This window comes from Sphingobium sp. AP49 (assembly GCF_000281715.2).
GTDB lineage: Bacteria > Pseudomonadota > Alphaproteobacteria > Sphingomonadales > Sphingomonadaceae > Sphingobium.
In genome coordinates, this window is sequence record NZ_CP124576.1 from 2,428,296 (window position 1) to 2,454,425 (window position 26,130).

23 protein-coding genes are annotated in these 26,130 nt (G+C 62.0%); 14 read left to right on the forward strand and 9 right to left on the reverse strand.

Translation table 11 applies throughout. The features are described from left to right. Positions 1 to 137 precede the first annotated feature (137 nt). The 7 genes from PMI04_RS11720 (at position 138) to PMI04_RS11750 (ending at position 8,875) form a co-directional block, all read left to right on the forward strand. Positions 138 to 1,274: an EstA family serine hydrolase gene (locus PMI04_RS11720; protein ID WP_007705472.1), complete on the forward strand. Its 1,137-nt coding sequence runs from the start codon at positions 138 to 140 to the stop codon at positions 1,272 to 1,274. Next, the gene (locus PMI04_RS11725) at positions 1,274 to 2,875 is read left to right on the forward strand and encodes a GMC family oxidoreductase N-terminal domain-containing protein (protein ID WP_007705475.1); all 1,602 of its coding nucleotides are present in this window, start codon (positions 1,274 to 1,276) and stop codon (positions 2,873 to 2,875) included. The genes PMI04_RS11720 and PMI04_RS11725 overlap by 1 nt, the downstream gene beginning before the upstream one ends. Continuing rightward, the gene (locus PMI04_RS11730; protein WP_007705484.1) at positions 2,862 to 3,413 is read left to right on the forward strand and encodes a hypothetical protein; all 552 of its coding nucleotides are present in this window, start codon (positions 2,862 to 2,864) and stop codon (positions 3,411 to 3,413) included. Before PMI04_RS11725 ends, PMI04_RS11730 begins: the two co-directional genes overlap by 14 nt. Positions 3,414 to 3,616: 203 nt before the next feature. Next, the gene (locus PMI04_RS11735; protein ID WP_081490982.1) at positions 3,617 to 5,251 is read left to right on the forward strand and encodes a carboxylesterase/lipase family protein; all 1,635 of its coding nucleotides are present in this window, start codon (positions 3,617 to 3,619) and stop codon (positions 5,249 to 5,251) included. 518 nt (positions 5,252 to 5,769) lie between these two features. Next, positions 5,770 to 6,573 (forward strand): nucleoside triphosphate pyrophosphohydrolase, encoded by an 804-nt coding sequence (gene mazG, locus PMI04_RS11740; RefSeq protein ID WP_007705490.1) that lies wholly within the window; start codon positions 5,770 to 5,772, stop codon positions 6,571 to 6,573. A gap of 59 nt (positions 6,574 to 6,632) precedes the next feature. Then, positions 6,633 to 7,973, forward strand: a complete 1,341-nt coding sequence (locus tag PMI04_RS11745; protein WP_007705493.1) for an NCS2 family permease — start codon at positions 6,633 to 6,635, stop codon at positions 7,971 to 7,973. Further along, positions 7,970 to 8,875 carry a 5'-methylthioadenosine/S-adenosylhomocysteine nucleosidase gene (locus PMI04_RS11750; RefSeq protein WP_007705495.1) on the forward strand — a complete coding sequence of 302 codons (906 nt, stop codon included), beginning with the start codon at positions 7,970 to 7,972 and terminating at the stop codon, positions 8,873 to 8,875. Before PMI04_RS11745 ends, PMI04_RS11750 begins: the two co-directional genes overlap by 4 nt. 7 nt (positions 8,876 to 8,882) lie before the next feature. On the opposite strand, the gene hflX is transcribed toward PMI04_RS11750, so the two are convergent. The 7 genes from hflX to dusB all read right to left on the reverse strand — a co-directional run bounded on the left by hflX (position 8,883) and on the right by dusB (position 18,224). After that, entirely contained in the window at positions 8,883 to 10,217 is a 1,335-nt protein-coding gene (gene hflX / locus PMI04_RS11755; RefSeq protein WP_007705497.1) for a GTPase HflX, read from the reverse strand. A 76-nt stretch (positions 10,218 to 10,293) separates the two neighbouring features. Further along, positions 10,294 to 10,788, reverse strand: coding sequence for an RNA chaperone Hfq (hfq, locus tag PMI04_RS11760; RefSeq protein WP_274517621.1), 495 nt, complete (start codon positions 10,786 to 10,788; stop codon positions 10,294 to 10,296). A 144-nt stretch (positions 10,789 to 10,932) separates the two neighbouring features. Continuing rightward, positions 10,933 to 12,306: a sigma-54 dependent transcriptional regulator gene (locus PMI04_RS11765; protein ID WP_007705504.1), complete on the reverse strand. Its 1,374-nt coding sequence runs from the start codon at positions 12,304 to 12,306 to the stop codon at positions 10,933 to 10,935. Beyond that, on the reverse strand, positions 12,296 to 14,551 hold the full coding sequence (locus tag PMI04_RS11770; RefSeq protein WP_007705507.1) for an ATP-binding protein: 2,256 nt from the start codon (positions 14,549 to 14,551) through the stop codon (positions 12,296 to 12,298). Before PMI04_RS11770 ends, PMI04_RS11765 begins: the two co-directional genes overlap by 11 nt. A gap of 99 nt (positions 14,552 to 14,650) precedes the next feature. Further along, positions 14,651 to 16,096: a nitrogen regulation protein NR(I) gene (ntrC, locus tag PMI04_RS11775; RefSeq protein WP_007705511.1), complete on the reverse strand. Its 1,446-nt coding sequence runs from the start codon at positions 16,094 to 16,096 to the stop codon at positions 14,651 to 14,653. Further along, positions 16,096 to 17,139: an ATP-binding protein gene (locus PMI04_RS11780; protein WP_238535878.1), complete on the reverse strand. Its 1,044-nt coding sequence runs from the start codon at positions 17,137 to 17,139 to the stop codon at positions 16,096 to 16,098. Before PMI04_RS11780 ends, ntrC begins: the two co-directional genes overlap by 1 nt. A 62-nt stretch (positions 17,140 to 17,201) precedes the next feature. Further along, entirely contained in the window at positions 17,202 to 18,224 is a 1,023-nt protein-coding gene (gene dusB, locus PMI04_RS11785; protein ID WP_007705522.1) for a tRNA dihydrouridine synthase DusB, read from the reverse strand. Positions 18,225 to 18,340: 116 nt separating this feature from the next. Here dusB and PMI04_RS11790 point away from each other — a divergent pair, with 116 nt between their 5' ends. Together PMI04_RS11790 and PMI04_RS11795 are read left to right on the forward strand one after the other, a co-directional pair. Then, complete coding sequence (locus PMI04_RS11790; protein WP_007705525.1) at positions 18,341 to 19,522, forward strand: bifunctional 2-C-methyl-D-erythritol 4-phosphate cytidylyltransferase/2-C-methyl-D-erythritol 2,4-cyclodiphosphate synthase; 1,182 nt, start codon at positions 18,341 to 18,343, stop codon at positions 19,520 to 19,522. Between the two features lie 7 nt (positions 19,523 to 19,529). Beyond that, positions 19,530 to 20,048, forward strand: a complete 519-nt coding sequence (locus tag PMI04_RS11795; protein WP_007705526.1) for a CinA family protein — start codon at positions 19,530 to 19,532, stop codon at positions 20,046 to 20,048. On the opposite strand, the gene PMI04_RS11800 is transcribed toward PMI04_RS11795, so the two are convergent. After that, positions 19,994 to 20,470: a type II toxin-antitoxin system RatA family toxin gene (locus tag PMI04_RS11800; RefSeq protein WP_007705527.1), complete on the reverse strand. Its 477-nt coding sequence runs from the start codon at positions 20,468 to 20,470 to the stop codon at positions 19,994 to 19,996. The two genes, PMI04_RS11795 and PMI04_RS11800, sit on opposite strands and share 55 nt — an antisense overlap. Before the next feature lie 7 nt (positions 20,471 to 20,477). Continuing rightward, entirely contained in the window at positions 20,478 to 21,431 is a 954-nt protein-coding gene (gene lipA / locus PMI04_RS11805; protein WP_238535876.1) for a lipoyl synthase, read from the reverse strand. 65 nt (positions 21,432 to 21,496) lie between these two features. Here lipA and PMI04_RS11810 point away from each other — a divergent pair, with 65 nt between their 5' ends. The 5 genes from PMI04_RS11810 (at position 21,497) to PMI04_RS11830 (ending at position 26,009) form a co-directional block, all read left to right on the forward strand. After that, positions 21,497 to 22,135 carry a carbonic anhydrase gene (locus PMI04_RS11810; RefSeq protein WP_007705529.1) on the forward strand — a complete coding sequence of 213 codons (639 nt, stop codon included), beginning with the start codon at positions 21,497 to 21,499 and terminating at the stop codon, positions 22,133 to 22,135. Between the two features lie 13 nt (positions 22,136 to 22,148). After that, positions 22,149 to 22,961: an NYN domain-containing protein gene (locus tag PMI04_RS11815; RefSeq protein ID WP_007705530.1), complete on the forward strand. Its 813-nt coding sequence runs from the start codon at positions 22,149 to 22,151 to the stop codon at positions 22,959 to 22,961. Beyond that, positions 22,961 to 23,242 carry an acylphosphatase gene (locus tag PMI04_RS11820; protein WP_007705531.1) on the forward strand — a complete coding sequence of 94 codons (282 nt, stop codon included), beginning with the start codon at positions 22,961 to 22,963 and terminating at the stop codon, positions 23,240 to 23,242. The genes PMI04_RS11815 and PMI04_RS11820 overlap by 1 nt, the downstream gene beginning before the upstream one ends. Positions 23,243 to 23,796: 554 nt before the next feature. Next, the gene (locus PMI04_RS11825; protein WP_037485346.1) at positions 23,797 to 24,633 is read left to right on the forward strand and encodes a hypothetical protein; all 837 of its coding nucleotides are present in this window, start codon (positions 23,797 to 23,799) and stop codon (positions 24,631 to 24,633) included. 371 nt (positions 24,634 to 25,004) lie between these two features. Beyond that, positions 25,005 to 26,009: a cytochrome-c peroxidase gene (locus PMI04_RS11830; RefSeq protein WP_007705533.1), complete on the forward strand. Its 1,005-nt coding sequence runs from the start codon at positions 25,005 to 25,007 to the stop codon at positions 26,007 to 26,009. Positions 26,010 to 26,130: the final 121 nt, after the last annotated feature.

Sequence of the window (26,130 nt, forward strand, 5' to 3'; positions counted from 1 at the left end):
CGATTTGCCATCACGCTACCGGTGAATGCGGCGTGTTCGCGAATGTTTGGCGCGCTTGCGAATGAGTTTGCCGTGGCGCGTCGACCCACTGGCGTTACCGGCAGAGTGTACAGCCATCGCAGCAATTAGAGGAAGCCATGAGCCTGCAGAAAGATGCCAACCATGCCGTCAGCGAAGTCCTTCAACGGATGGTCGCCGCTGGTGATGAAATCGGCGTGCAAGTGGCCGCATACCTGCATGGCGAGCAGATTGTCGATGCGTGGGCAGGTCTTGCTGATCCAGCGACCCAACGCGCAGTCGACGGCGACACGCTATTCAACGTTTACTCCGTCACCAAGGGCGTCGCCGCAATGGCGCTGCATGTCCAGGCGGAGCGAGGCCTCGTCGACTACGACAGCCCCGTGGCGCGCTATTGGCCCGAATATGGCACCCACGGCAAAGCGGCCGTCACCGTGCGCGACGCCTTGTCGCATCGCACCGGAACACCGCAGATGCCGGCGGGCGCGACGCCGGATTCGATTTGCGACTGGGACGCGACATGCGCTGGCCTTGCCGCGTTGGAACCAATCTTCCCCGTGGGCGAGCCCGCCTACCAGGCGGTCTCGTTCGGCTGGGTGATCGGCGAAATCGTGCGGCGTACTGATCCGAACGGCCGCAGCTTCCGCGATTTCGTCCAGCAGGAAATCAGTGAACCCTACGGTATCCACGATCTTTGGATCGGCATCCCGGGCGAGGTCGAACCACGCATCGCCAAGCTGACCGATGACCTTGGCCAGAAAGCGCCCCCGCCCGGCACGGCGCTTGAGAAGGCGATGCCCTTCGAAGTGCGTCTGGCGCCCGACGTCTTCGAACTGCCGCAGGTCCGCCGTGCGACGATCGCCGGGGTCGGCGGCATCTTTACCGCGCGCAGCCTCGCCCGCTTTTACGGCATTCTCGCAAACGGCGGCGAACTGGACGGCAAGCGCCTGCTTTCGGCTGACCGGGTCGAAATGTGCTGCCACCTTCGTCCCGGCGGCACGCTGCCTGATCCGGTATTCTTCGGCATGCCGATGCCGCTCGGCGAAGGAGGCTACTGGATGTACGACGGACAGTCGCCGCTGACACTGGCTTTCGGGTCAAAGACCGCGATCGGCAATCCCGGTGCCGGTGGCTCACTGGGCTGGGCCGATCCCCGCACGGGTCTGTCCGTCGCCTATTGCCACAACCGGATGAGCGCCTTTGACGGTGCCAGCCTGGTTGGCAACGCCATCCGCTCGGCACTCGGAATCGACTGATGCGGCCGGTCTACGACTACGTTATTGTCGGCGCCGGTGCTGCAGGATGCGTGCTGGCCAACCGGCTGAGCGAGGACCCCAAAGTCAGCGTCTGCCTGATCGAGGCGGGCGGCTCCGACCGTCACCCCTATGTCACCATGCCGCGCGGTGTCGCAAAGATCATGCGGATGCCGTCCTTCGTCTATTTCTTCAAGACAAACCCGGAACCTCGCACGGCCATGCGCCAGGATTACTGGGTGCGCGGCAAGATGCTGGGCGGTTCTACTTCCGTTAACGGCATGGTCTGGGTGAAGGGGCAGCCAGCCGATTTCGAAGCACTGGCAGCGCAGGCGGGGACGCAGTGGGGCTGGTCAAGTTTCGCGCGCGCCTATGAAGCAATCGAAGGCCACGAACTTGGCGCCGCGCCCGGTCGAGGCGGCAAGGGTCCTCTGCGTATCTCGATCTCGCCAGAGCGTAACGCTCTGACAAAAGCTATGAATGCTGCCGGCGCCAAGATGGGCTGGCGCTTCAAAGAAGATGTCAACGAACCCGACGATGGTGTCGGCATAGGCTATATGCCACGCTCGATCTGGAAGGGCAGGCGCCAAAGCGCCGCAGTGGCGTTCCTGCGCCCGGCGATGAAGCGCCCCAACCTTACCGTTATCACCGGCGCCACGACCGATCGGGTCCTGTTCGAAGGCAAGCGGGCGGTTGGCGTTGAATTTCTGAAGGATGGGGCGCGCCAGCAGGTTGACGCAAAGCAGGAAGTCCTGATCTGCGCCGGAGCGGTTGCCAGCCCGGCAATCCTTGAGCGCTCGGGGGTAGGCGATCCGGCGCTGCTTGCCAGCCTCGACATTCCGCTCGTCCATGCCCAGCCAGCAGTCGGCGAGGGAACGAGCGAGCATCGTTGCATGCGTATGCAGTGGCGGTTGAGTAAGCCGGTGTCGTTCAATCTCAAGTATCGCGGCTTGCCGCTGATCGCCTCGGTGCTGCGATATTATCTGCTGCGCGATGGGCCAATGTCCGGTTCATCGATGGAAATGCGCACCGCGTTCAAGAGCCGTCAAGATATTGAAACGGCGGACATCCAGGTTCAGCTTGGCCTCTATAGTTGGGATTTGACGAAGCCCAGCAGCGAGCTTGAGCGGCAGCACGGTTTCAGCACTATTGCCTACGGGATGGTGCCCTCGTCGCGGGGCTCGATCCACATCACCTCACGCGATCCGGGCGAACAGCCCGCGATTGTGGCCAACTACTATGCGACCGACTACGACCGTGAAGTCATCCTCAGTTGCGCGCGCCAGATGCGTGAATGGGCGGCACAGCAGCCATTGGCAGAGCTGATCGCAAGCGAAACCACACCCGGGCCTGCCGCGCAAACCGATGCGGAACTGCTCGAATCGATCGACCAACTGGGTGTCGCCGGGCTGCACACTGTCGGCAGTTGCCGGATGGGTACGGACGAGACGTCGGTGGTCGATCCCGACCTGCGGGTTCGCGGCGTTGAAGGGCTTAGGGTAATCGACGCCTCGGTCTTCCCGGTTATCCCCGCTGGCAACACTCAGGCGCCTGTAATCGCTCTCGGCTGGCTGGCGTCGGAGATCATTCATGGCAGAGGGTAATGACCAGTCCGTAGCGGAAACTTCAGGGCAGCGGCCAAGCGTACTGATGGCCGGGCTTCTAGTGGTCGGCGTCGTCCCGTTCATGGCGGGCCTACTTGCCCTCTACGCCGTGCTCGGGGTTGGCATGCAATATGTCGGCTTCTTCTTCCTCCTGTACTGGGCAGGAATCCTGCATCAGCAGCCGGCCCAGTTTCTTCCCTCGGTGATAGGCGGTGTCGGCGGACTGGCTTTGGGCTGGGTGCTTCTAGCGCTTCCAGCTGTCGGCGCCCCTGGCGGAAAAGTGGCAGCTGGGGTGATTCTCGCGGCTGTCCTGTTCTGCTTCATGCGCGGCCATCTGAAACTGATCTTCAACAACGCGATGATGCTATTCCTGATAGTAAGCACGATCCCTGATTTACATGTTGAACAGTCCATTGGCATCATGATTGCGTCACTTGCCGTTGGAGCAACGTATATGGGCGGTGTCGCTATGCTGGTTAGCTGGATCGGCTTTATTGCTGCCAGGCGAAAAATCGTGAGCGAGACAACGAATGGCTGATGGTTTGTGTCAATGTGCGGCGATCACCGGGGCCAGTTCAGGCGTGGAGAAAGCCGGAGCCAAGCTGCTGGCGGTGCATCGCAGCCATGTCATCTGCCAAGGCCGCGATCCCGGGCGAACTGCGGCACCCGAGGAGGAAATCTGCGCTGCCGCTGCGCCCGGTGTGAAGCGACCACAAGCCGCATGATAGGACAGGGAGGGATATGACCATGAAGCTTACCCTGACACGCCGAGGCACTCTCACGGCTGGATTGGGTAGCACCTTGCTGCTGGGCGTGCCGGGCAGGCTTCTGGCTGGGTCGCCCTTATCGACCTCGCCCGTCGAGACAATGACCGGGAAAGTACGCGGCAAGCGGGCCGGCGGCGTCTCCAGTTTCCTTGGCATCCCTTACGGCGACGATACTTCCAAGCGCCGCTTCTTGCCCTCCGTGCCGCCGCAGCCGTGGACTGGCGTACGCGACTGCGTCACGCTTGGCCATCAGGCCTCGCAGATGGATCTCTCGGCCACCACCGCCCCAGGCGTCAATCTTTCGACGCCGTTCGTCCAGAAGGTCATGGCGGCGGGCAAGCAGGGCATGGAAGTGGGCAACGAGGGCGAGGATTGCCTCGTCCTCAACGTTTATACGCCTGACGCTTCTTCCGCGAAAAGGCGACCGGTCATGGTCTGGCTGCACGGCGGTGGCTTCGCCATCGGATCGGCGGGCGATCCGCAATATGACGGCTCGGCGCTGTGCCGGCGCGGCGACGTTGTGGTCGTCGGGCTCAATCACCGCCTGAACGCACTGGGCTATCTCTATCTTGGCGCGCTCCATCCCGATTTTGCGGATTCGGGAAATCTCGGCCAGCTCGATATCGTGCTGGCACTGCAGTGGGTCCGCGACAACATCGCCCAGTTTGGCGGTGATCCGGGCAACGTCACGATCTTCGGCGAGAGTGGCGGCGGTTTCAAGGTCAGCGTCATGCTGGCCATGCCCGCGGCCAAAGGCCTGTTCCACAAAGCCATCATCCAGAGCGGCCCCGGCCTCACGATGGTCGAAAAGCCCGCGGCGGAGGAGCACGCCGAGGCGACCTTGGCCAAGCTGGGCGTGGCTCCTGCCGACGTGCACAAGCTCCAGACGATTGACCGGACAGCGCTGATCGCCGCTGCTTCAGCCTCACAGGCAGGGGGTGGCCGCGTTTTGGCGCCATTGGTCGACGGGCGTGCCCTGCCGCGCCATCCGTTCCAGCCAGACGCGCCGGACGTGTCGCGCGACGTGCCGATCATGATCGGGTCAACCAAGGACGAGGCGACGCTATTCCTTTCCGCCGATCCCATGTTTGGCAAGCTCAGCGAAGAGCAGGTGCGAGAGCGTGCGCGGAAGATAGCCGGCCCCAAGGGCGACGCCGCGATCAACACATTCAAGGCGCTACGGCCGAATGACGCACCGTTCTACTGGCTGACCTCCCTGATAACCGCGCAAGGCACCTGGATGAATTCGATCCGCCTCGCCGAGCGCAAGCTCGATCAGAAGGCGGCTCCGGTCTACATGTTCCGGCTCGACTGGGAGGCCCCGTTCGAGGGCGGAGCGCTCAAGAGCCCGCACGGGCTCGATACGCCGCTCGCATTCGACAACCCTGACACGCGCCCGCTGATGAATGGAAGCGGCCCGGAACCGACGAAGGTGGCGGCGGCCATGTCGCAAGCCTGGGTCAACTTCGCCCACAGCGGCGATCCCTCGCAAGCAGGGCTCGGCTGGCCAGCCCACGACACTTCACAACGCCAGACGATGATTTTCAATGTGGCCAGCCATGTAGTGGCAGATCCCGATCAATCTGCGCGAATTCTGCTGAGTAGCTGAATGCTCAGGACGCCGGTTCAGGACCCTCCAACTCCTGTTTGAAGCAGCGCGCTTTCCTGTTTCCGCGTTTCGTCCGCAAAGTCCTCGACCTTGCCCTAAAAGCCGTCGATCGACTGCGTCTGGAGCGGCGGCTTTCGCTGCCCGGGCGCTCATAACCGGACCGAGCAAAATGTCCCATGAGCCGCGCATGAAAGGTCGTTGCCCAAGATGTGTCTGGCCATTTATGATCCAACCATGTTTGATCAGATTGACGTCCGATTGACCGAGCCCACAGCTTACGCTGTGGGTCCGGGGCTCTCCATCTCAAAGTCTGTGTATCAGCAGGGACATCGCTGCGCTGGGAGGATGGCTCCGCGCTGTCCCTGCTGTATCGAGGTTGAGGGGCTGGAGTCCGGTTTCGAACTTGCGCAAATAGTCTCTTTTCAAACTTGGGCTAACAAATGGATGTGGAGCCGTGCTGATGTTCCGGCTCGCCTTCTTTGCTACAGCCACTCATCCTTCTCTCATACGGGTTCCCCATGTCCGACAATGCCAAAGCAAGCCCCGCCGATATCATGCCGATCGCCAATGTGATGGCGCGACTGCGCGATCCCGTGTCCGGTTGCCCCTGGGACATTGAGCAGGATTTCGGCAGCATCGCGCCTTACACGATCGAGGAAGCCTATGAAGTGGCCGATGCGATCGCGCGCCACGATATGGCCGATCTGCGCGACGAGCTGGGCGATTTGTTGCTTCAAGTCGTCTTCCACAGTCATATGGCCGAGCAAACCGGCTATTTCAGCCTTCAGGACGTTATCGACAGCATTACGGCCAAGATGATCCGCCGCCATCCCCATGTTTTTGGTGAAAGCGCGCGCCGCGAGGACGGTCATGCCCAATGGGAGAGCATCAAGGCCGCCGAGCGGGCCGACAAAGACACCGATCCAAGCGCATTGGCAGGCGTGGCGTTAGCCCTGCCCGCCCTGTTGCGCGCCGAAAAGATACAAAAGCGCGCCGCGCGTACCGGGTTCGACTGGCCTGACGCGAGCGGCGCGATCGCCAAGGTCAGGGAAGAACTGGACGAGGTCATCGCCGCAACGAACCAAACCGAGCGGGAAGAGGAAATTGGCGACCTCCTATTTGCCGTCGTCAACCTCGCCCGTCATCTCAAGGTTGACCCTGAAGCTGCACTACGTGCCGGGAATGCCAAGTTCGATGGTCGCTTTCGCGCGATGGAGACCATGGCCGGGGATCGCTTCGCATTGCTGCCTCTCGACGACAAGGAAGCGCTCTGGCAGCGCGCGAAGCGCGATGAAGGACGGACAGATGAACTGGGCTCTTGAAGTGCCAGTTTCATTGCCGGAAGTGATGGTTCTTGTTTCACATCGTTCGGACCCAGCCCATGATTGATCCACTCCCCTCCTCGCTCCCCTGGATCGAACGCCGGTTCGAGATACGCGCCCGCGGATCGGATATTCGTACCGAAATCGTCGCTGGCATCACCACCTTTCTCACCATGGCCTATATCGTGCTCGTCAATCCGGCGATCCTGGGCGAAGCGGGCATGCCTCTGGTCGGGGTCGCTGCTGCGACCTGTTTTGCGGCCGCCTTTGCCAGCATATTGATGGGACTGATGGCCAATGTGCCGCTGGCGCTCGCGCCGGGCATGGGCCTCAACGCCTATTTCACCTATTCGGTGGTGCTGGGCCTGGGCATTCCCTGGCCCGTGGCGCTAGGCTGCGTCTTCCTGTCGGGCGTGGCCTTTCTACTCCTGACACTGGCAGGCATAAGGCAGATGATCCTGGCCGCTGTCCCGCCGCATCTGCTGGCTGCCGTGGCAGGAGGAATTGGTCTTTTCATTGCATTTATCGGCCTGCGCAACGCTGGCATCGTCGTCAGCAACAGTGCCACCTCTGTCGCCTTGGGCGACGTGCGCGCGCCTTCCGTTCTGCTGACCCTGTTCGGCCTGACGGTCATCGCCGCGCTCAGCATTCGCAAGATACGCGGCGCGATCCTGATCGGCATTGTCGCCACCATTCTACTTGGATGGCTCGTCGGCGCACTCAAGTTCACGCCGGCGCCCTATGACGTCACCGTACTGGGCGGCACGGCGTTTCATCTCGATCTGGGCGCGGTCTTCGCCGGCAGCCATGGCATCGGCATCCTGGAAATCATCTTCGTCTTCCTGTTCGTGGACCTGTTCGACAATCTCGGTACGCTGATGGCCGTCACCAAGCGGGCGGGACTGGCCGCTCCCGATGGATCGATCCCCAAACTCAATCGCATTCTGGTAGCGGATGCAGCCGCCACGATGGTGGGCGCTGCCGCAGGCACCAGCACCGTCACAAGCTATATCGAGAGTGCCGCCGGGGTCGCGGCTGGTGGACGGACCGGCTTGACCGCGATCGTCACCGGTATCCTGTTCCTGGCCACGATCTTTGCGGCCCCCTATGCCGGACTGGTGCCGCTTTATGCCACCGCACCGGCGTTGATCCTGGTCGGCAGCCTGATGATGGCACCGCTGGTCGAGGTCCGTTGGGACGAGCCGTTCGAGGCCGTACCGGCCTTCCTCACCCTTGCGCTCATCCCCCTCACCTTTTCGATCGCCAACGGCATCGCTTTCGGCATTGTTGCCCATGCGGTGCTCAAGCTGCTGCGCGGCAAGATGAACCGGGCAGACTGGCTGTTGTTCCTGCTCGCAATCCTGATCGTCATCCGCTTTGCCTGGGTCGCCGCCGCATGAGATTATTCCTTGCCCTGCTTTGCCTGTTTTCGGCCGCGCCAGTTCTGGCTCAGCGGATCGACGGCCGGCCTCGAACCGCGATCATGACCGCGTTTCCGCCGGAGCATGCCGCTCTTGCGGGGCATGTCGAACGGGTCCGTACGGTTCGCGTCAATGGCGTACCGGTGATGTTGGGGACAATGGCCGGCAAACCCGTTCTGCTCGTGGAAAGCGGCGTCAGCATGGTGAATGCGGCCATGACAACGCAGTGGTTGGTCGATCGCTTCAACGTGAAGCGCATCCTTTTTTCCGGCATTGCGGGCGGGATCGATCCGACGCTGCATATCGGCGATGTCGTGGTCGCGGCGGACTGGAGCCAGTATCTGGAAACCACCATGGCGCGGGAGACCGACAAGGGCTATGTGCCGATATTCCGGACGCCTGGCAACGACCTGCCAAATTTTGGCATGATTTTCCCGCGCGATGTCGAAGTTGGCAATAGGGCGGAAGCGAAAAGCTGGCATCGCGCCTTTACTGCCGATACCGCGCTACTGGCCATTGCGCGCGATCTTTCCCTGACTGAAAGCCTGGCCCGTTGTGTCGATGTGACGGCCGTCAAATGCCTGCCGCATCAGCCGGCGCTCCATGTCGGAGGACGCGGGATCAGCGGACCGGCCTTCATGGACAATGCCGCGTATCGCCAATATCTGTTCACGACATTCCAGGCACGGGTTCTCGACATGGAGAGCGCCGCCGTGGCTCAGGTGGCCTATGCGAACCGCGTTCCGTTTATCGCCTTTCGCAGCCTGTCGGACCTCGCCGGCGGTGATGCCGAAAATAATCAAATGACCATCTTCATGACGCTCGCATCCGCCAATTCGGCCCGGGTCGTCCGGGATTTCGTCAGCCGCCTGCCCGATTAAGGATGGATCAGATACGGTCGCGCTTGAGGAAGCGGGCAAGCGCCGAGTCGGACAAGCGCACCTCGACCCGCATTTCTGCATCGCCAGGGTGACTGGCCAGCACTTCGCCATGTTCATGGAGCCATGCGAGCCCCGCGCCATCGGCGATTGGCAGACGCAAATTGTGAACCGTCGCACCTTGCGTAAGACGCTCGCTGATCGCGCGTTGCAATCCGTCGACACCATCCCCGGTCAGAGCGGAGATGATCACGACGTCATCACGGCGCGACGCCGCTTCCCGTGCGAGAGCAACCGCCTCCTGATCGAGCAGATCGAGCTTGTTCCAGGCTTCGATGATCGGTGGCGGGTCAGAATCGGTATCGGCGCGTTCCAGCGCACCCTCCCCCGCCACGCCCAATTCACTCAGCACGTCGAGCACATCGTCGCGCTGTGCATCGGTATCGGGATGGGCGATGTCACGGACATGCACGATGATGTCGGCCGACAGCACCTCTTCCAGTGTCGCACGGAATGCGGCGATCAATTGGGTGGGGAGATCCGATACGAAACCGACCGTGTCCGACAGGATCGCCTTGTCCAGTCCGGGCAGTACGATCTGCCGCATGGTCGGGTCGAGCGTGGCAAAGAGAAGATCCTCCGCCATCACCTCCGCGCCCGTCAGGCGGTTGAACAAAGTCGATTTTCCGGCATTGGTATAGCCGACCAGCGCAATCACCGGCCATGGTGCGCGCTGGCGTCGGGCACGATGCAGCCCGCGAGTCTTGGTAACCTGGTCCAGTTCGCGCCGGATCTTGGCCATGCGGTCGCGGATCATCCGCCGATCCGCCTCAATCTGGGTTTCCCCCGGGCCACCCAGAAAGCCGAAGCCGCCGCGTTGCCGCTCAAGATGGGTCCAACTGCGCACCAGGCGGCCGGCCTGATAGTCGAGATGGGCGAGTTCGACCTGAAGCCGCCCCTCATTGGTCGCCGCACGCTCGCCGAAAATTTCCAGAATCAGGCCGGTACGATCGATGACCTTGGCACCCGTGCCCTTTTCCAGATTGCTCTGCTGCACCGGGGTCAACGCATTGTCGACGATGACCAGTTCCGCTTCTTCCTGGGTTACCAGCGTCGCAATCTGATCGACCTGGCCACTACCGAACAGGGTCGCCGGTTTGCGATCGCGCACCCGAAAACTCTGCGCCGAGCGGACGTCTATGCCGATCGCAAGCGCAAGACCGCGCGCCTCCTCCAACCGCGCATCACTGTCACGGCGGTCGGCATTATGGGTTTCGGCATGAACGACGACGGCGCGCGCGCCGCGCGCCACTTCGTCATCAGAGTCGCGGTTGAATATGGCCATGGGGGCTTAGAGCATCTAGCCGCGCTCCGGTCCACCCGAACCCGCGGGCGGGATGGACCGGATGCAGCGTGGACGATCAATCGTCCTGTTCGTTTTCACCGGTCAGGTCGAGCGCATGAAGCGGCTGGACCGTCGAGATGGCGTGCTTGTAGACCAGTTGAACCATGCCATCGCGTTCGAGCAGCATGCAGAAAAGGTCGAAGGCCGCAATTTCGCCCTGCAACATGACACCGTTCACCAGGAACATGGTCACCGGACTGCCGGACTTTCGCACAGCACTCAGAAAAATTTCCTGAAGAAGACGCGCCTTGCCATTGCCATCACTGGCCTTGCGCAGGTCCGTCAAATCCATCGGCTGGGCAGGCATGACCGTTGAAATGGCATGCTTGTATACGAGTTGCGACTGGCCATCGCGACGCAGCAGCACGGAAAAATTGTCGAACCAGGTGATGATGCCCTGCAGCTTTACACCCTTCACCAGGAACATGGTCACCGGGGTCTTGGACTTGCGCAGGCTGTTGAGGAAAATATCCTGAAGGTTGTTCACTTTGTCGGCCATGGTCTTCGCCATTCCTTTATTGGCGGGACGTTACCCGCTCTCGCACCTCTGGGCGGAGGTGTCTTGCCTGCTCCCGCTTGTCGGAAGCGTTGCGAACCTACCGCAATTGCGAAGAGGCGTCCATGCCTGACGTGGATATCGGTACTTTCCCTAGGCTTATCCATCCTTTCCATCGGTGATGCCGAGCAGTTTCAGCTTCCGGTGCAGGGCAGATCGCTCCATTCCGATAAAGGTGGCCGTACGCGAAATATTGCCGGAAAATCGACGAATCTGGATACGCAGATATTCGCGCTCGAAGCTTTCGCGGGCTTCGCGCAGCGGCGCGCCCATGATCGCCGACTGGCCCATGCCGTCACCGCCGCCGCCGCTGGTCAGTTCCGCCGGCAGCATATCCAGTTCGATCCGCCCGATCCGGTCGCCGGGCGCCAGGATCATCGTCCGTTCGATCACGTTCCGCAGCTGGCGGACGTTGCCCGGCCATTCATTCGCCTGCAACGCCGCCATGGCGTCACTGGCCATCTCGGGCGGCCCGACCCGGCGGTCGGCAGCGAACCTGGCGAGATAATGCTCCACCAGCGGCGGAATATCGTCGCGTCGTTCCGACAACGGTGGAATGGCCAACGGCACGACGTTGAGACGGTAGAACAGATCTTCGCGAAACCGGCGTTCCTCGATTTCCGCAGAGAGGTTGAGCGCGGTTGAGGAGATCACCCGCACATCCACCTTCACCTGCCGTTGACCGCCGACGCGGGTGAAGCTTTGATCGGTGAGAACGCGCAGGATCTTCCCCTGCGTAGTGACCGGCATGTCGGCAATCTCGTCCAGATAGAGCGTGCCGCCATGCGCCTGCTCAAGATAGCCCGGGCGCACCAGTCCGCTCGTGTCTTCCACGCCGAACAATTCTTCCTCGACCCGGTCGGGATCCATCCGGGCTGCGGCCACGATGATGAACGGGGCATCGGCCCGCCCACTCCAACTGTGCAACATACGCGCAGCGACTTCCTTGCCGACGCCCGCAGGACCGGAAATCAACACGCGGCTTCCCGTGCTCGCCACCTTCTTGATGGTGGCACGCACACCGTTAATGGCGGCTGAGGTACCCGTCAGTTCGTCATCCTGCCCGAACCGCGCCCGCAACGTCTGGTTTTCGCGCCGCAACCGCTCGGTCTCGGTCGCCCGCGCCACCAGATGGAGAAGGCGATCAGCCTCGAACGGCTTTTCGATAAAGTCGGCCGCCCCCTTGCGAATGGCCGCGACCGCCGTGTCGATATTGCCATGCCCCGATATCATCAGCACCGGGATGGTCGCATCGCGGCGCTTGATTTCCTCTAGCAGTTCCAGGCCGTCCAGCTTTGACCCCTGAAGCCAGACATCGAGCAGGACCAGGGAGGGGCGCCGCGAATCGAGCGCTTCGATCGCGCTGTCGCTGTTCGCCGCAGTACGGGTCGAAAAACCTTCATCTTCCAGCACGCCCGCGACCAGATCGCGAATGTCCTCTTCATCGTCGACAATCAGAATATCAAGCGCCATTGGCCGTCACTTTTCCCTTGGGCAAGGCAATCACCTGACCCTCTTCCAATTTTTCAAGAGCCGCGATCGGGAACCGCAAAGTCACCCGCGCGCCGCCGCCTTCCGCATCATCGAAGCGGATTTCACCCATATGTTCTTCCACGATCTTCTTGACGATGGCCAAGCCCAAACCCGTCCCTTTGGACCGTGTGGTCATATAGGGTTCAAGAATGCGCTCGCGCTCGGGCGGCAACCCGATACCGTCATCGCGTACCTCGATCACCAGCGTGGTCTGGTCATGGGTCAACCGCATCCGGACATGGCCACGCGGACCATTGTCATCCGGCACAGGCTTGGGCTCGATCGCCTCGACCGCATTCTTGACGATGTTCGTCAGAGCCTGGCCCAATTGCCGCCGATCGCAGATCAATTCCATATCGTCGGCATCCGAAACAAATTCAAAACGAATATCGGGATGCGCGACTTCGTGCAGGAACAGGGCATGCCGTGCAATATCGCCCAACGCCTCGCGCCGGAAGACGGGCTTGGGCATGCGTGCAAAAGACGAAAACTCGTCGACAATCCGGCGCAAATCCCCGACCTGCCGCACGATTGTTCCGGTCAGGCGCGCGAATGTCGGCTTGTCGCTCGTAATCTCCTCGCCATAGCGGCGCTGCAGGCGCTCCGCCGCCAACTGGATCGGCGTCAGCGGATTTTTGATCTCGTGCGCGATGCGGCGCGCGACGTCGGACCAGGCGGCCCGGCGCTGATCCGACAGTTGCTGTGTGATGTCATCAAAGGTCAGGATGTGACCGGACGCGTCTTCCGATACTTTGACCGCCAGTGTGCGCAGGTCGCCCTGCGCGCGGACCTGAACGATGCCGGCATCGTCCGCAGAGGTGACCAGGTCTGCCAGCTCGGCCGAAATGCTCGATAGCGGATGCCCCACGGGATCATCGCCCTCGCTGACCAGAATGGCCGCCGCCGAGCTGTTGAGCAGTTGGATGACGCCATTGCGGTCGACCGACAGCACGCCGGCGCTGACGCCCGACAGGATCGCCTCGATGAAGGCCCGTCGCTCGTCGAGCTGGCTGTTAGCCGCAACCAGCGCGCCCGTTTGGGCCTCCAGTCGCTGGGTCATGCGATTGAAGGCCGATGCCAGCGTACCGATTTCATCCCGGCTCGCAGGACTGGTCACACGCGCGGACAAATCCCCTGCGGTGATCCTGCGCGCGGCCGTCACCAATTCGTTGACGGGCCGCACCATCCAGTCGGCCACGGCCAGCGCGATATAGACGGCAATGCCCACAAGCAGCAGCGAGCCGACGAACAGGGCGACGTTAAAGCGCAGCTGGAGTGCGCGGGATTGGGCGGCGAACAGATCATAGTCCGCCAGAACCTTCTGCGCCCGTTCGACATTACTGAACGCTGACGAACCCGAATCGCGGGTGGCATAGAGATAGATTTTCGCGCCGGGGTAGAGCAGCGTTACCGCCTCGATCTGGTTCGGCTTTGCCTCCACCACCACATTTTCGCCGGCCGCTAGGCGTTCGATCACGCGGGCCGACAGCATCTGGGCCGCTGGTCTGCTGTCCGGATCGACCGTAGCGGCCGTCCGCGCGACGCCGTCCTTGCCAACTTCGATGATGGCCGACCGGTTCAGTTTGCGGGTGACGACCTGGTAGATATAGCCTTCGGCAAAGCGCGGGCTGGAAACCTTCGACTGGTTCAGATAGTCGCGCAGATCGCTGGCCATGGTGACGGTTTCGTCCCCCACCTCGCGCAGATTCTGTTCATAATAGCCGCGCGCCAGATCGCTGGCATTCTGCAGCATGCCTCTGGCGCTGTCGGAAAACCAGAATTGCACGCCATATTGGAACAGGAGCGAAGCAAATATCACCACCAGCAGCATCGGCACGCTGGCAACGATCGAGAAGATGGCAACCAGGCGGACATGCAGTTGCCCGTCGCTGCCGATCGCAGACAGCGCGGCGCGGCGCTTGGCCACGCGCCGCCCCAGCAGAACCAGAAGCGCGATGGCCGGCACCAGATTCGCGACCAGCAACAAGGCGACGATCGGCGGGGTCAACAGCGTATAGGACTGCCCCTGCCCCGACAGAAGATAATAGGTAAGGCCGGCAATGCCGACGAACAGCACCAGCGTCACCGCTTCGATCAGGGCCGCAAGTCGTCCCTTGCGCAGATATGGCCGAACAAATCTTGCCCAAGCCGGCCCCCGCCGGGGGAGTGTCACTGCGCTAACCATAGTGGCTTTGTTACAACAACCCCGTGCCCGATCAAACACAGTATTTGCGTCCAATCATGTCGCTGGTCGACATCACCCGTCGGTTCATCCTGTCGGTGATCAGTCGTTCAGCCTTAGTTGCAAGGGATCCAGGCCATAATCGGTCAGTTTCTTGCGCAACGTGTTGCGATTGATGCCCAACAGACCAGCCGCGCGAATCTGGTTCCCATCCACGCTCGCAAGCGTTTCCTGCAGGAGAACCGGCTCGATCACCGCGAGCAGACCGGTATGAAGATTCGGATTGGACTGGCCCAACCCCACTCCCAGCTGTCTTTTTGTCCATTCACGAACCGCCTGCGCAAGCTGTCCGGCAGGCGCGCCATGATCCGATGGGACCGCCTCAAGCGGGAGTGCGTGGCGCAAGATATCAGCCGCAATCACATTTTCTCGGCTGAGGACAGACAAGCGCTGCATCAGATTTTGCAGTTCACGCACATTGCCGGGCCAGTGATAGGCCATCAGCAGTTGGGCGGCATCATCGGCAAGAGACTTGCGCGGCAACCCTTCCAACGCCGCACGCTCCAGGAAATGGCGAGCGAGCAGGATCACATCCTCGCGCCGTTCGCGCAGCGGCGGCAGCGATACCGGCACGACATTCAGGCGATAATAGAGATCCTGCCGGAACCGGTTCTCCTCGATCAAGGCGGACAAATCCTTGTTCGTCGCGGCAATGATGCGGACATCGACCCGCACCGGCTTCGACCCGCCCACCGTCGTAACTTCGCCCGACTGCAACACGCGCAGCAGGCGCGTCTGCGCCTCCATCGGCATGTCGCCGATTTCATCCAGGAACAGCGTACCGCCCTGCGCCTGCTCAAATTTGCCGGCAGTACGGGCATGTGCGCCGGTAAAAGCGCCCTTCTCATACCCGAACAGTTCGGCCTCGATCAATTCGCGCGGAATCGCCGCCATATTGATGGCAACGAAGGGGTGGCTACGCCGTTGCCCCAGGCTATGGATGGCCTCCGCCACCAGTTCCTTGCCCGTACCGGATTCGCCCAGAACCAGAATGCTCAGATCGTTGGAAAGAACGCGAGCGATGGTCCGATACACTTCCTGCATCGCGGGCGACCGTCCCACCAACGGCAGGCCGTCATGCGGTAGGCCGCTGTCGACTGCTTCATTCCCGTTATCCGCCCTTGTGCCGATCGCGTCCGACACGGCTCGCGTCAGTTCGTTAAGGTCAAAGGGCTTTGGCAGATATTCAAAGGCCCCTTTTTCGGTTGCCCGAATGGCCGTATTCAACGTGTTCTGCGCAGACAGGATGATGACATTCAGATCGGGCTTGCGCTCGAGAATGTCGGCCACGCCCTCAAGTCCATCCCCATCCGGCAGCATGACGTCCGTGATCAACACATCCGGCGCAAAGCTATCCATCAGCAAGCTTCGTTCGCGGATCGATCCGGCGATCTTTACCTTATGCCCCTGTCGGCGCAGGGCTTCGCCGACCACCACGCAGATCGCCGGGTCGTCATCGACAACCAGAACGGCGCCGGTCGCAACCATCAGCCCATCCCCATCGGCAAAAGGATGCGAAAGGTGGATTCTCCCGCCTCCCGATCCCTGGAATATTGCACGAAACCGCTCATGTCCCGAACCAACTTGTCGACCAGGGCCAGCCCCAGCCCCTGCCCGTCACGCTTGCCCGTGATGAACGGATTGAACAGATGATCGAGAATATGCTCGGGAACCCCCGGGCCATTGTCCACAACCAATATTTCGATCGGCAACACCGCACTGCCCTTCCGATCACCCATCAGAACCGACATGCCATGGCGAAAGGCGGTCTCGACTCGAATGCGCGGCTTTTCGACATGCTCCAGCGCCTCCGCCGCATTTTTCAGCAAATTGATCATGACCTGCACCAACGCATCATCGTTAATAATCGCAAATGGCAAAGATGGATCATATCTTTTTATAATTTTAGCATTTTTTGCAAATCCAGCGGCGGCGATATGTGCTGCGCGGTCGATCAGCGGATAGATATTGCCCGGGCCGCATTCGAGTGTGCGATCGGTGGTGAAGTCCTGCATCCGGTCAATTAGCGCAGCGATTCGGTCGACCTCGTTGCAGATGAGCTGGGTCAACGCGACATCGCGCCCGGCATTGCCGGATTCCAACAATTGTGCGGCACCGCGAATACCAGAGAGAGGATTTTTGATTTCATGCGCCAGGATCGCTGCCGCGCCCATGGCAGAACGGGCGCCGCCCGCAGTGCCGCGATGGCCGATCTTGCGGGCCTGGCCCTGGGCGTGGATCGACACGATCCGCCATCCGTCATGATCGACGATCGGCGCGATCATCAGATCCACTTCCATCTCGGCGGTACGACCGGCATGGACCTTGATGTCATAGGCCGCGATCGGCTTGTTGCTGTGCCAGATGTCAAACCGCGCGCCGGCTTCGGCAATCCTGATCGTGCGTGCGACATCGCTGCCAATGATCGCTGACCGCGCCATGTTGAGCAATGTCTCCGCCCGGACATTGGCATCGGCAATGCTGTTATTGGGTCGCACCACCATCGTCGCCACCGGTAGAGCGGTCATCATTTCCGACAGTGAAGGGCCATCCTGCTGCAACTGAAGCGAAGGAATGGACGTCAAAGACACGTTTACGCAGCCTTGCGAGCGGGGGCCGGCTCCCCAGCCGCAATCAACGGCTCATAGAAAGCAGCCAGCATGTCCAGCACCCGCTGCGCATCCGCCTCCTGGTTCACCGCGTTGCGGAACTCAGCCGATCCGGTCAGGCCCTTTGTGTACCAGCCGATATGCTTACGCGCCATATTGACCCCGGTCAGATTGTCATAATGATCGAGCATCATGCGATAATGATCTGTAATAAGGTCATATTGTTCCGCAAGGCTGGGATCATCGCGGCGCTCACCCGTCGCGAACCAGTGCATCACCTGGCCCAACAGCCAGGGCCGACCATAAGCGCCGCGACCAATCATCACGCCATCGGCGCCGCTCTGGTCAAGCGCGGTTTCCGCATCCTCGATCGAACAGATGTCGCCATTGACGATCACCGGCAGCTTCACCGCCTCCTTCACCGAGCGGACAAAGCCCCAGTCAGCACTGCCCTTGTACATCTGGCAGCGGGTGCGACCATGCACGGTGATGAGCTTCGCGCCCAGGTCCTCGGCAATGTGCGCCAGTTCCGGCGCATTGAGGCTGCCATGGTCCCAGCCCATGCGCATCTTCACGGTTACGGGCACGTCGACGGCTTTCACCGTCGCTTCGATAAGCGCTGCGGCCAGCGGCAGGTCACGCATCAGCGCGCTGCCGGCGTCGCCATTGACGACTTTTTTGACCGGGCAGCCCATATTGATGTCGATAATCGCAGCACCGCGATCGGCGTTGAGTTTGGCGGCTTCGGCCATTTCGCTCGGCGAACAGCCGGCCAACTGCATCGACACCGGCTCCTCAAGCGGATGCCATGCGGCCTTCTGCAGCGATTGCCGCGTTTCGCGGATCATCGCAGCGGTGGCGATCATCTCGGTGACGTTGAGGCCGGATCCGAACCGGCGGACCAGCGTGCGGAAGGGCATGTCGGTAACGCCGGTCATCGGCGCCAGGATCACCGGCATATCGACCGTCACCGGTCCAACGGAAATGGGAGAAAGCCTGCGCGTCATCTTCACTACTGCCTAAAAAACAGGCAGCCCATAGCCGAAAATGACCATCACGACAAGGCACCCGGGCCGGCGCAGCCCGTCGCTTTAGAGGTTTGCGAGCATGGGGAACAGCGTCTATGCGGCGCTGCATGACATCGAACAGCAGGATCGTTGCGTTGATCGTCGCTGCCGGGCAGGGAAGCCGGGCCGGCGGTGACATTCCCAAACAATATCGGCAGGTCGGCGACAGGTCCGTACTGGCCCACGCCCATGATGCCCTGACGGCGCATGATGGCGTGGTACATATTCATGTCGTTCTTGGCCCAGATGAGGAAGAGCGTGCCCGGGCCGCATTGGGGAATCGCATCGCCCATTTCGTCACTGGCGCGAACAGCCGGCGCGGTTCCGTCAGGGCAGGGCTGGAATCGATCGCGGCGGCCGGCGGTGCGGATATCGTGCTGATCCATGATGCCGCCCGCCCCTTTCTCCCCGCCGCAGTGATCGATCGGCTGCTGGCGGCTTTGGAAAGCCAAGACGGTGCCATCCCCACCCTGCCCATTGTTGACACGCTCGTTCGGGGCGATGGCGCATTGATGGCTGATGGCGTCGATCGTGCCGGCCTCCACCGGGTCCAAACGCCCCAGGCTTTTCGTTTCGAGACCATCCTGGCGGCCCATCGTGGCTGGGACGAGAAACGCGAGGCGACCGATGATGCCCAGATAGTTCGCGCCTGGGGTCATGACGTCACATTGGTGCAAGGCGATGAAAGGCTTGAGAAATTGACGTATCCCGAGGACTTCGCCCGTGCCGAAACACGTCTGGGCAGCGCTCGCACCATCCGCGTCGGCATGGGATATGATGTGCATCGCCTGGCGCCAGACGAGCAATTATGGCTTGCCGGCGTGCAGGTCCCTCACGACCGGGGCCTTGCTGGCCATAGCGACGCGGATGTCGCGCTCCACGCAATCGTCGATGCCATTCTTGGTACGCTCGCCGACGGCGATATCGGCAGCCATTTCCCTCCCTCCGACCCTCAATGGCGCGGTGCATCGTCGGATCGCTTCCTTGCCCATGCCCGCGACCTTGTCCTGAAGCGGGACGGCCGGATCGATCATGTCGATCTCACAATTATCTGCGAAGCCCCCAAGATCGGCCCATATCGCGATGCCATGCGGGCGCGGATCGCGGAAATATTGGCCATTCCGGTCGACCGCGTCAGCGTCAAAGCGACCACCACCGAACGGCTGGGCTTTGCGGGGCGGCGCGAAGGCATTGCCGCACAAGCGGTTGCCACCCTCTCCCTCCCCGCGCTATCCTGAGATCATCATGCCCGATACCGTCCTCCCAGCTCAACTCGTCGAACTTGCCGAACGGGTCATCATTGCCAACCGGCGTGCCGGGCGCACCATTGCCGTCGCAGAGAGCTGCACTGGCGGGCTCGTCTCCGCCGCGCTTACCGAAATTGCCGGATCGTCCGATGTATTTGAAGCCGGTTTCATAACATATTCCAATGACATGAAGGCGGAACTTCTGAAGGTTTCGCATGATGTGCTGGAAACATTTGGCGCCGTGTCGATCGCCACCGCCTGGGCCATGGCACAGGGCGCACTGAAGAAGAGCCACGCCCATGTCGCCGTTGCGATCACCGGCATCGCCGGGCCGGGCGGCGGCAGCGAGCAAAAGCCGGTCGGTACCGTCGTCTTCGCCCGCGCCGAGCGTGGCGCCAGCCCGGACAAGGTGGTCGCCGACATGCACCATTTCGCGGATAATGGCCGCGGTGGCGTCCGCCTTCAGGCGGCGGTGTGCGCGCTCGAACTATTGCTGCCGGATCCGCCGTCGCCATAAAGTGCAGCGGCGCGCGTCTCGAACGCGCCGATCATCTTGCGCAGCGCCTTGTCGAAGAATTGGCCGGCCAGCATCTCGAAGATGCGGTTCTTGAATTCGAACTCGACCTCGAAATCCACCAGCACGCCACCCTGCCCGTCGTCGCGGAAGCGCCATTCATTATGGAGATGCTTGAGCGGGCCGTTGAGATAATCGACCCGGACATGGTCCGGGCGATGCTTGTGGACGCGCGAGGTGAAGCTCTCGCTGACCCCCTTGAAGCCGACGATCATGTCCGCGATCATCTCGCTCTCGCTGTCCGATCGGATACGAATGGCGCTGACCCAGGGCAGGAATTGCGGATAGGCCGAGATGTTCGACACCAAGTCGAACATCTGTTCCGGACTATAGGGCAGCTGGCGGGTCTCTTCATGCTTGGGCATTCGCCGATCAGGCCTTCGCGGCGGCCGCCTTGGCCAGCTTCGCCTCGCGCGCGGCGCGCATCTCGGCGAAATCCTTGCCGGCATGATAGCTGGAGCGCGTGAGCGGGCTCGATGCGACCTGCAGGAAGCCCTTTGCCCGGGCGATCGCCGCATAGGCATTGAACGCGGCCGGGGTGACGAACTCCATCACCTTGGCATGCTTGGGCGTGGGTTGCAGATATTGGCCCATGGTCAGGAAGTCGATGTCGGCCGAGCGCATGTCGTCCATCACCTGATGAACCTCCAGACGCTCTTCGCCCAGGCCCAGCATGATGCCCGACTTGGTGAAGATCGACGGATCGAGCTTCTTGACGCTCTCGAGCAGGCGCAGCGACGCATAGTAACGCGCGCCCGGGCGGATGGTCGGGTAGAGCCGGGGCACGGTCTCCAGATTATGGTTATAGACGTCTGGGCGCGCCTCTACGATCATCGCGACCGCGCGCTCATGCTTGTTGCGGAAGTCCGGGGTCAGGATCTCGATCGTGGTGCCCGGCGTCGTGCGGCGCAGCGCCTCGATCACCTTGACGAACTGGCTGGCGCCGCCGTCGGGCAGGTCGTCGCGATCAACCGAAGTGATGACGATATGTTCCAGCCCCATCTCGGCGGCGGCATCGGCCAGGTTCTGCGGTTCGTTGACGTCGACCTTGCGCGGCATGCCGGTCTTGACGTTGCAGAAGGCGCAGGCGCGGGTGCAGACATCACCCAGGATCATCACCGTGGCGTGCTTCTTGGTCCAGCATTCGCCGATATTCGGGCAGGCCGCTTCCTCGCACACGGTGGCCAGGCCCTTTTCCCGCATCAGCTTGCGGGTTTCATGATAGCCCGGGCTGGTCGGCGCCTTCACGCGAATCCAGTCAGGCTTGCGGGCACGCTCCGGCTTGGCAGGCTGACCGGGGACGGGGATCGGGGCAATGTCGTTCATCGGCCCCAGATAGCGATGCAGGACCGCTCTTGCCAGCCCTCTCTTTGTGCGGCACATCAACGCGCATGACCGACTTTGCAGACATGCTCGAGGGCTATCGCCGCTTCCGGGGTACCGGATGGTCCCAACAGCGCGAGCGCTGGGACGAACTCAACGAAGGGCAGAGCCCCAGGGTGATGGTGATCGCCTGTTCCGACAGCCGAGTCGATCCTGCCCAGATCTTCGACACCAGTCCGGGCGAGATATTCGTCGTGCGCAATGTCGCGGCGCTGGTGCCGCCATTCGAGACCAATCCGGGCTGGCACGGCGTGTCGGCCGCGCTGGAGTTCGCGGTGCAGGTGCTCAAGGTCGGCGAGATCGTCGTCATGGGCCACGGCAAGTGCGGCGGCTGCAAGGCGGCGCTCAGCCACGACCTCAAGGATGCCCCTCCGGGCGAAGGCGGCTTCATCCATAACTGGATCGAACTGCTCGACCATGCCCGCGAGGTGGTGGTCGGCCGCTATGGCGACCAGCGCGACCGCGAGGTCGAGCGCGCCATGGAGCAGGAGGGCGTCAAGACCAGCCTTACCAACCTGCGCAGCTTCCCCTGCGTGCGCGCCAAGGAAAAGTCGGGCGAGTTGAAGCTGGTCGGCAGCTTCTTCGCCATTTCCGACGGCCAGCTCCATATATTGGACGAACAGACCGGCGTTTTCGCCGCAGCCTGACAGGAGGCGTATCATGCCCATGCGGCAGGAAGGGCGCGGCAATATCGCACTGCTGATCGATGCCGACAACGCATCGGCCGCCCATTTCGACGCGGTCATGACCGTGCTGGCGGAACTGGGTACGGTCAATATCCGCCGGGCCTATGGCAATTGGAGCAAGACGACGCTTAAGACCTGGGCGGCGCTATCGGTCGCGCAGGCGATCGAACCGCAGCAGCAGTTCGACCTGACCAAGGGCAAGAATGCCACCGACATGAAGATGACGATCGACGCGATGGACCTGCTGTCCAGCGGGCGCGTCGAGGGTTTCGGCCTGATGTCGAGCGACAGCGACTTTACCCCGCTGGTGACGCGCCTGCGCCAGGACGGCATTCCCGTCTATGGCTTCGGTACCGCCAACACGCCGGAGGGGTTCCGTCGCGCCTGCACCCGCTTCATTGACGTCGCAGCGCTGCGGCCCGCCGAAGTGCCGGTGGCGAAGCCGGTTTCCACGCCCAAGAAGAAAGCGCCGGCCAAGGGCGCTGCAGCCAAGCCGGCTGCGACAACGCCCTCTTCTACCCCCGCTGCAACGCCGGCACCGTCCGGCACCGGCGCGGCCGTCGATCCGGAGGTCGTGCGCCTGCTGATCGACGCTTATGACGAGGCGAAGCGGGACGAACGCGGCTTCGTGGCACTGGGGCCGGTCGGCCAGCGGGTCGGCAACCGCTCCAGCTTCGATGTGCGCAATTATGGCTTCAAGCGGCTGTCCGATCTGGTCGCCGCCATCCCCAATTTCACCAGCGAAGTGCGCGAGGGCGGCCAGACCTGGATCAAGCGGATCCGCTGATGCCGCCCATTGCCCGCCACCTGATGATCCATGGGCGGGTGCAGGGCGTCTTCTACCGCAACTGGACGGTCGAGACCGCGCGCGGCCTGGGTCTCGCCGGCTGGGTGCGCAACCGGATGGACGGCAGCGTCGAGGCGCTGGTGCAGGGCGATGCGGATGCGGTCGATCGCTTCATTGCGCTGGCGCAGGACGGGCCACCGGCGGCACAGGTCGCCCGGATCGAGGCGACGGATGCGCCGGTCGAGGCGCTGAGCAGCTTCGAGAAGAAGCCGACCGCCTGACGCACAGACATTTTCCGACAGGTCAAAGAGCGGATCGAATTTAGGCCGGCGGATGGCCTGTAGGACAGCGGGAATGGGGGACCGGCACGCCTGCAATCGACGCGACAGTTTATTTTGGCTCGAAGTTCACAGTGTCGTCGGGCCATTTCAGGCCTTTTGCGCCTGCCACGCCCCCATGACGCGACACCCACGCGCCTGCGACGCCACGATGAGGCCAAAGCCAAGGTCACCGCCGCGCGTCGCCGACGCGACAGTCAGGCGACAGCGAAGCGACACCAAAGCGACAGCGTCGGTAGAGCGGCTGAGATCGGGGCGACTTTCCATGGTCCGAGTAGATCAGGATTGCGCCAAATAGGACAGGCCCGCCTCGAACGGCTGACGGATTGATGGCAGCTACCGACCAACCTACGACATGCATCGTGCCGAGAAGAGGATTTTGCAATTGGTACCAAAAAAGGCTGAAGCCTGCGGTTTTCTGAAGGAGCGTGGGGACCGCTTCTGTACTGATTGAGGAAGGGGTGGCGCGCGCCTAAGTGCGCTGATATCGCATTGTAATGACAACAAGCGAGCGCCTTGGACATACCCTCGTTGCCATACCGGTCGCACACATCCTTGGCTCTGCCCTATTTCTTTGGAGCTACTGTCTGGGGTTTGGCGCGAATATCGTCGTTTACGCTTCCGCGTCTGATCTGTTTTCAGTTTCAATTAGTGACATGGTTCGGGTCTATGTCCTCTCGCTGCTGTTTCCCTTGGTTATAACTCTGACCCGTCTTACGTCCGCAACACCCTACGCCGTCGATATGGCGAACGCTCTTCCGCTAGATCAGCAAGCAGGCGCGCACGCTACCAATCGGAAAATGAGGAAGTTCCTCAACTGGATCGCTATTGCTATCTTTCTTATTTTTGGAGGAAGAGCGCTCTACGAGTATCTCTCAGATGAACAGTTTCCATATCCGACTATTTGGGTGGCCTTTCAAGTGCCCGTCCTGATAGCGTGGATGGTGCTTTGCGAAAAGCGAGAATTTGGTAACTGGACATTCGAATCCGGAGCGCTGTTAGGTGGCTTTGTTTTATCGCTATTTTGTATCGGCGCCACAAAGGGGCAGTCTGACCGGTTCTTACCGTACGCAGACGCGCTGACTACGCATACGACATGTTCAAAGTCGGTTGTCCTAAGACAGATATCTAGCAAGTATCTGGCGATTTTGCCGGATGGTTCTCGCGTGTTGATCTCTGAGGACTGTAAGGTCGTGTTCCGAGTGCCAAAACCACGCGGCCGTCCACTGTATGAGAATCCGGAACCCGCCGCAAAGCGGCAGCCTACCAAAGCGGTTGAAGGCAAGGAGCCAAGCACGAAAGCGACGTTGAAGCCGCTTACGAACGAAAAATGATGAAGACATGCGAGCGGGGCAATCAGACAAGAGCGGTACGTCCGCTCCCCACCGTTTTCTTCATTCCCGCGAAAGCGGGTCGAGAGAGGCCCGCGCCTTTCTTCGACATCTCCGGACCTTGCGTCAAGCACCAGGCTGGGGGCATCGATTCCCGCCTGCGCGGGGGTGACGGTGTAGAGAGCCATCTACCATCCCGCCCCCTTCAGCAGCCGTTCGGCCGGCAGAGAGTATCCCGACTTCGCTCGAAGCAATGGCATTTGGCGGCGGTCGCTATCCTCCATCTCGATCGAGCAGGCTCGCCCCCTCCCCCTTTACCCCGGCCTGCGGATCGGTCAGCCTTTGTTCGTCATGCGCGGCGAAGGGGACGGCGGATGCGGTTGGGTGGAGCGGCTATCATCGGGGCGGCGGCATTGCTGGCGACAGGGCTGGGCGCCGTGCGTCCGACCTGGCGCTGGCCGGCCCTGCCCGCTGGCGTCGCAGCGCCCAGCATCCCGGCGGACAATGGCATGAGCGCGGCGAAGGTCGCGCTCGGGCGCCGGCTTTTCTATGATCGCGCCCTGTCGGCCGATGGCAGCATGGCCTGCGCCGATTGCCATCAGCAGGAGAAGGGCTTTGCCGACGGCCTGTCCACCCATCGCGGTGTGATGGGCGACATGGGGGTGCGCAATGTGCCGGGCCTTGCCAATGTCGCCTGGCGCAGCGGCCTGACCTGGACCGAGGCAGGGCTTAGCACGCTGGAGCAGCAGGCGATGGTACCGATGACCGGGACCAAGCCGGTCGAGATGGGGCTGGCGCAGGACGATGCCGGGCTGGCCCGGCGGATCGGCGCCGATCCCTGCTATCGCCGGATGTTCGCCGCCGCCTTCCCCGGCGCTCAGGGCGGGGTCGGCTTTGCCGAAGTGACGGCCGCCCTTGCCGTTTTCCAGCGGACGATGATCTCGTTCGGCAGCGCTCATGATCGCGGCGCGCTGTCGCCGCTGGCCGCGCGCGGGGCGGCGCAGTTCAAGGCGGCAGGCTGCGCCGATTGCCATTCCGGCACGGACCTTACCGACAGCAAGACCCATTATGTCGGCACCAGCGCCCCGCGCGAGGCGGACAGCGCGGCCTATGGCGGCAAGCCCCTGCCCCCGGGCGTCGAGCCGCCGCCCGAGCAGTTCCGCACGCCATCGCTGCGCAATGTCGCCGTCACTGGACCCTGGCTGCATGACGGCCAGTCGCCGACGATCGAATCGGCGATCCGCCGCCATGCCGCGCCGATGCTGGCCGATGTCGACATGCCCGCCCTGCTCGCCTTTCTCGACGCGCTGACGGACCATGATTTCCTGAACAATGCCGCGCTGGCCCGGCCGCCCGCGACCTGCCCCATCCCCACCTGAGCCTGCCCGTCTGAGACCGCACGTTCGATGGACAAAAAAAGGGCCAGCCCCGAAAGGCCGGCCTTGATAAGTTTTAGGAGAGGATGCCTGAAAGGCAGGTCCTATGTGCAGTGCAGCGCAT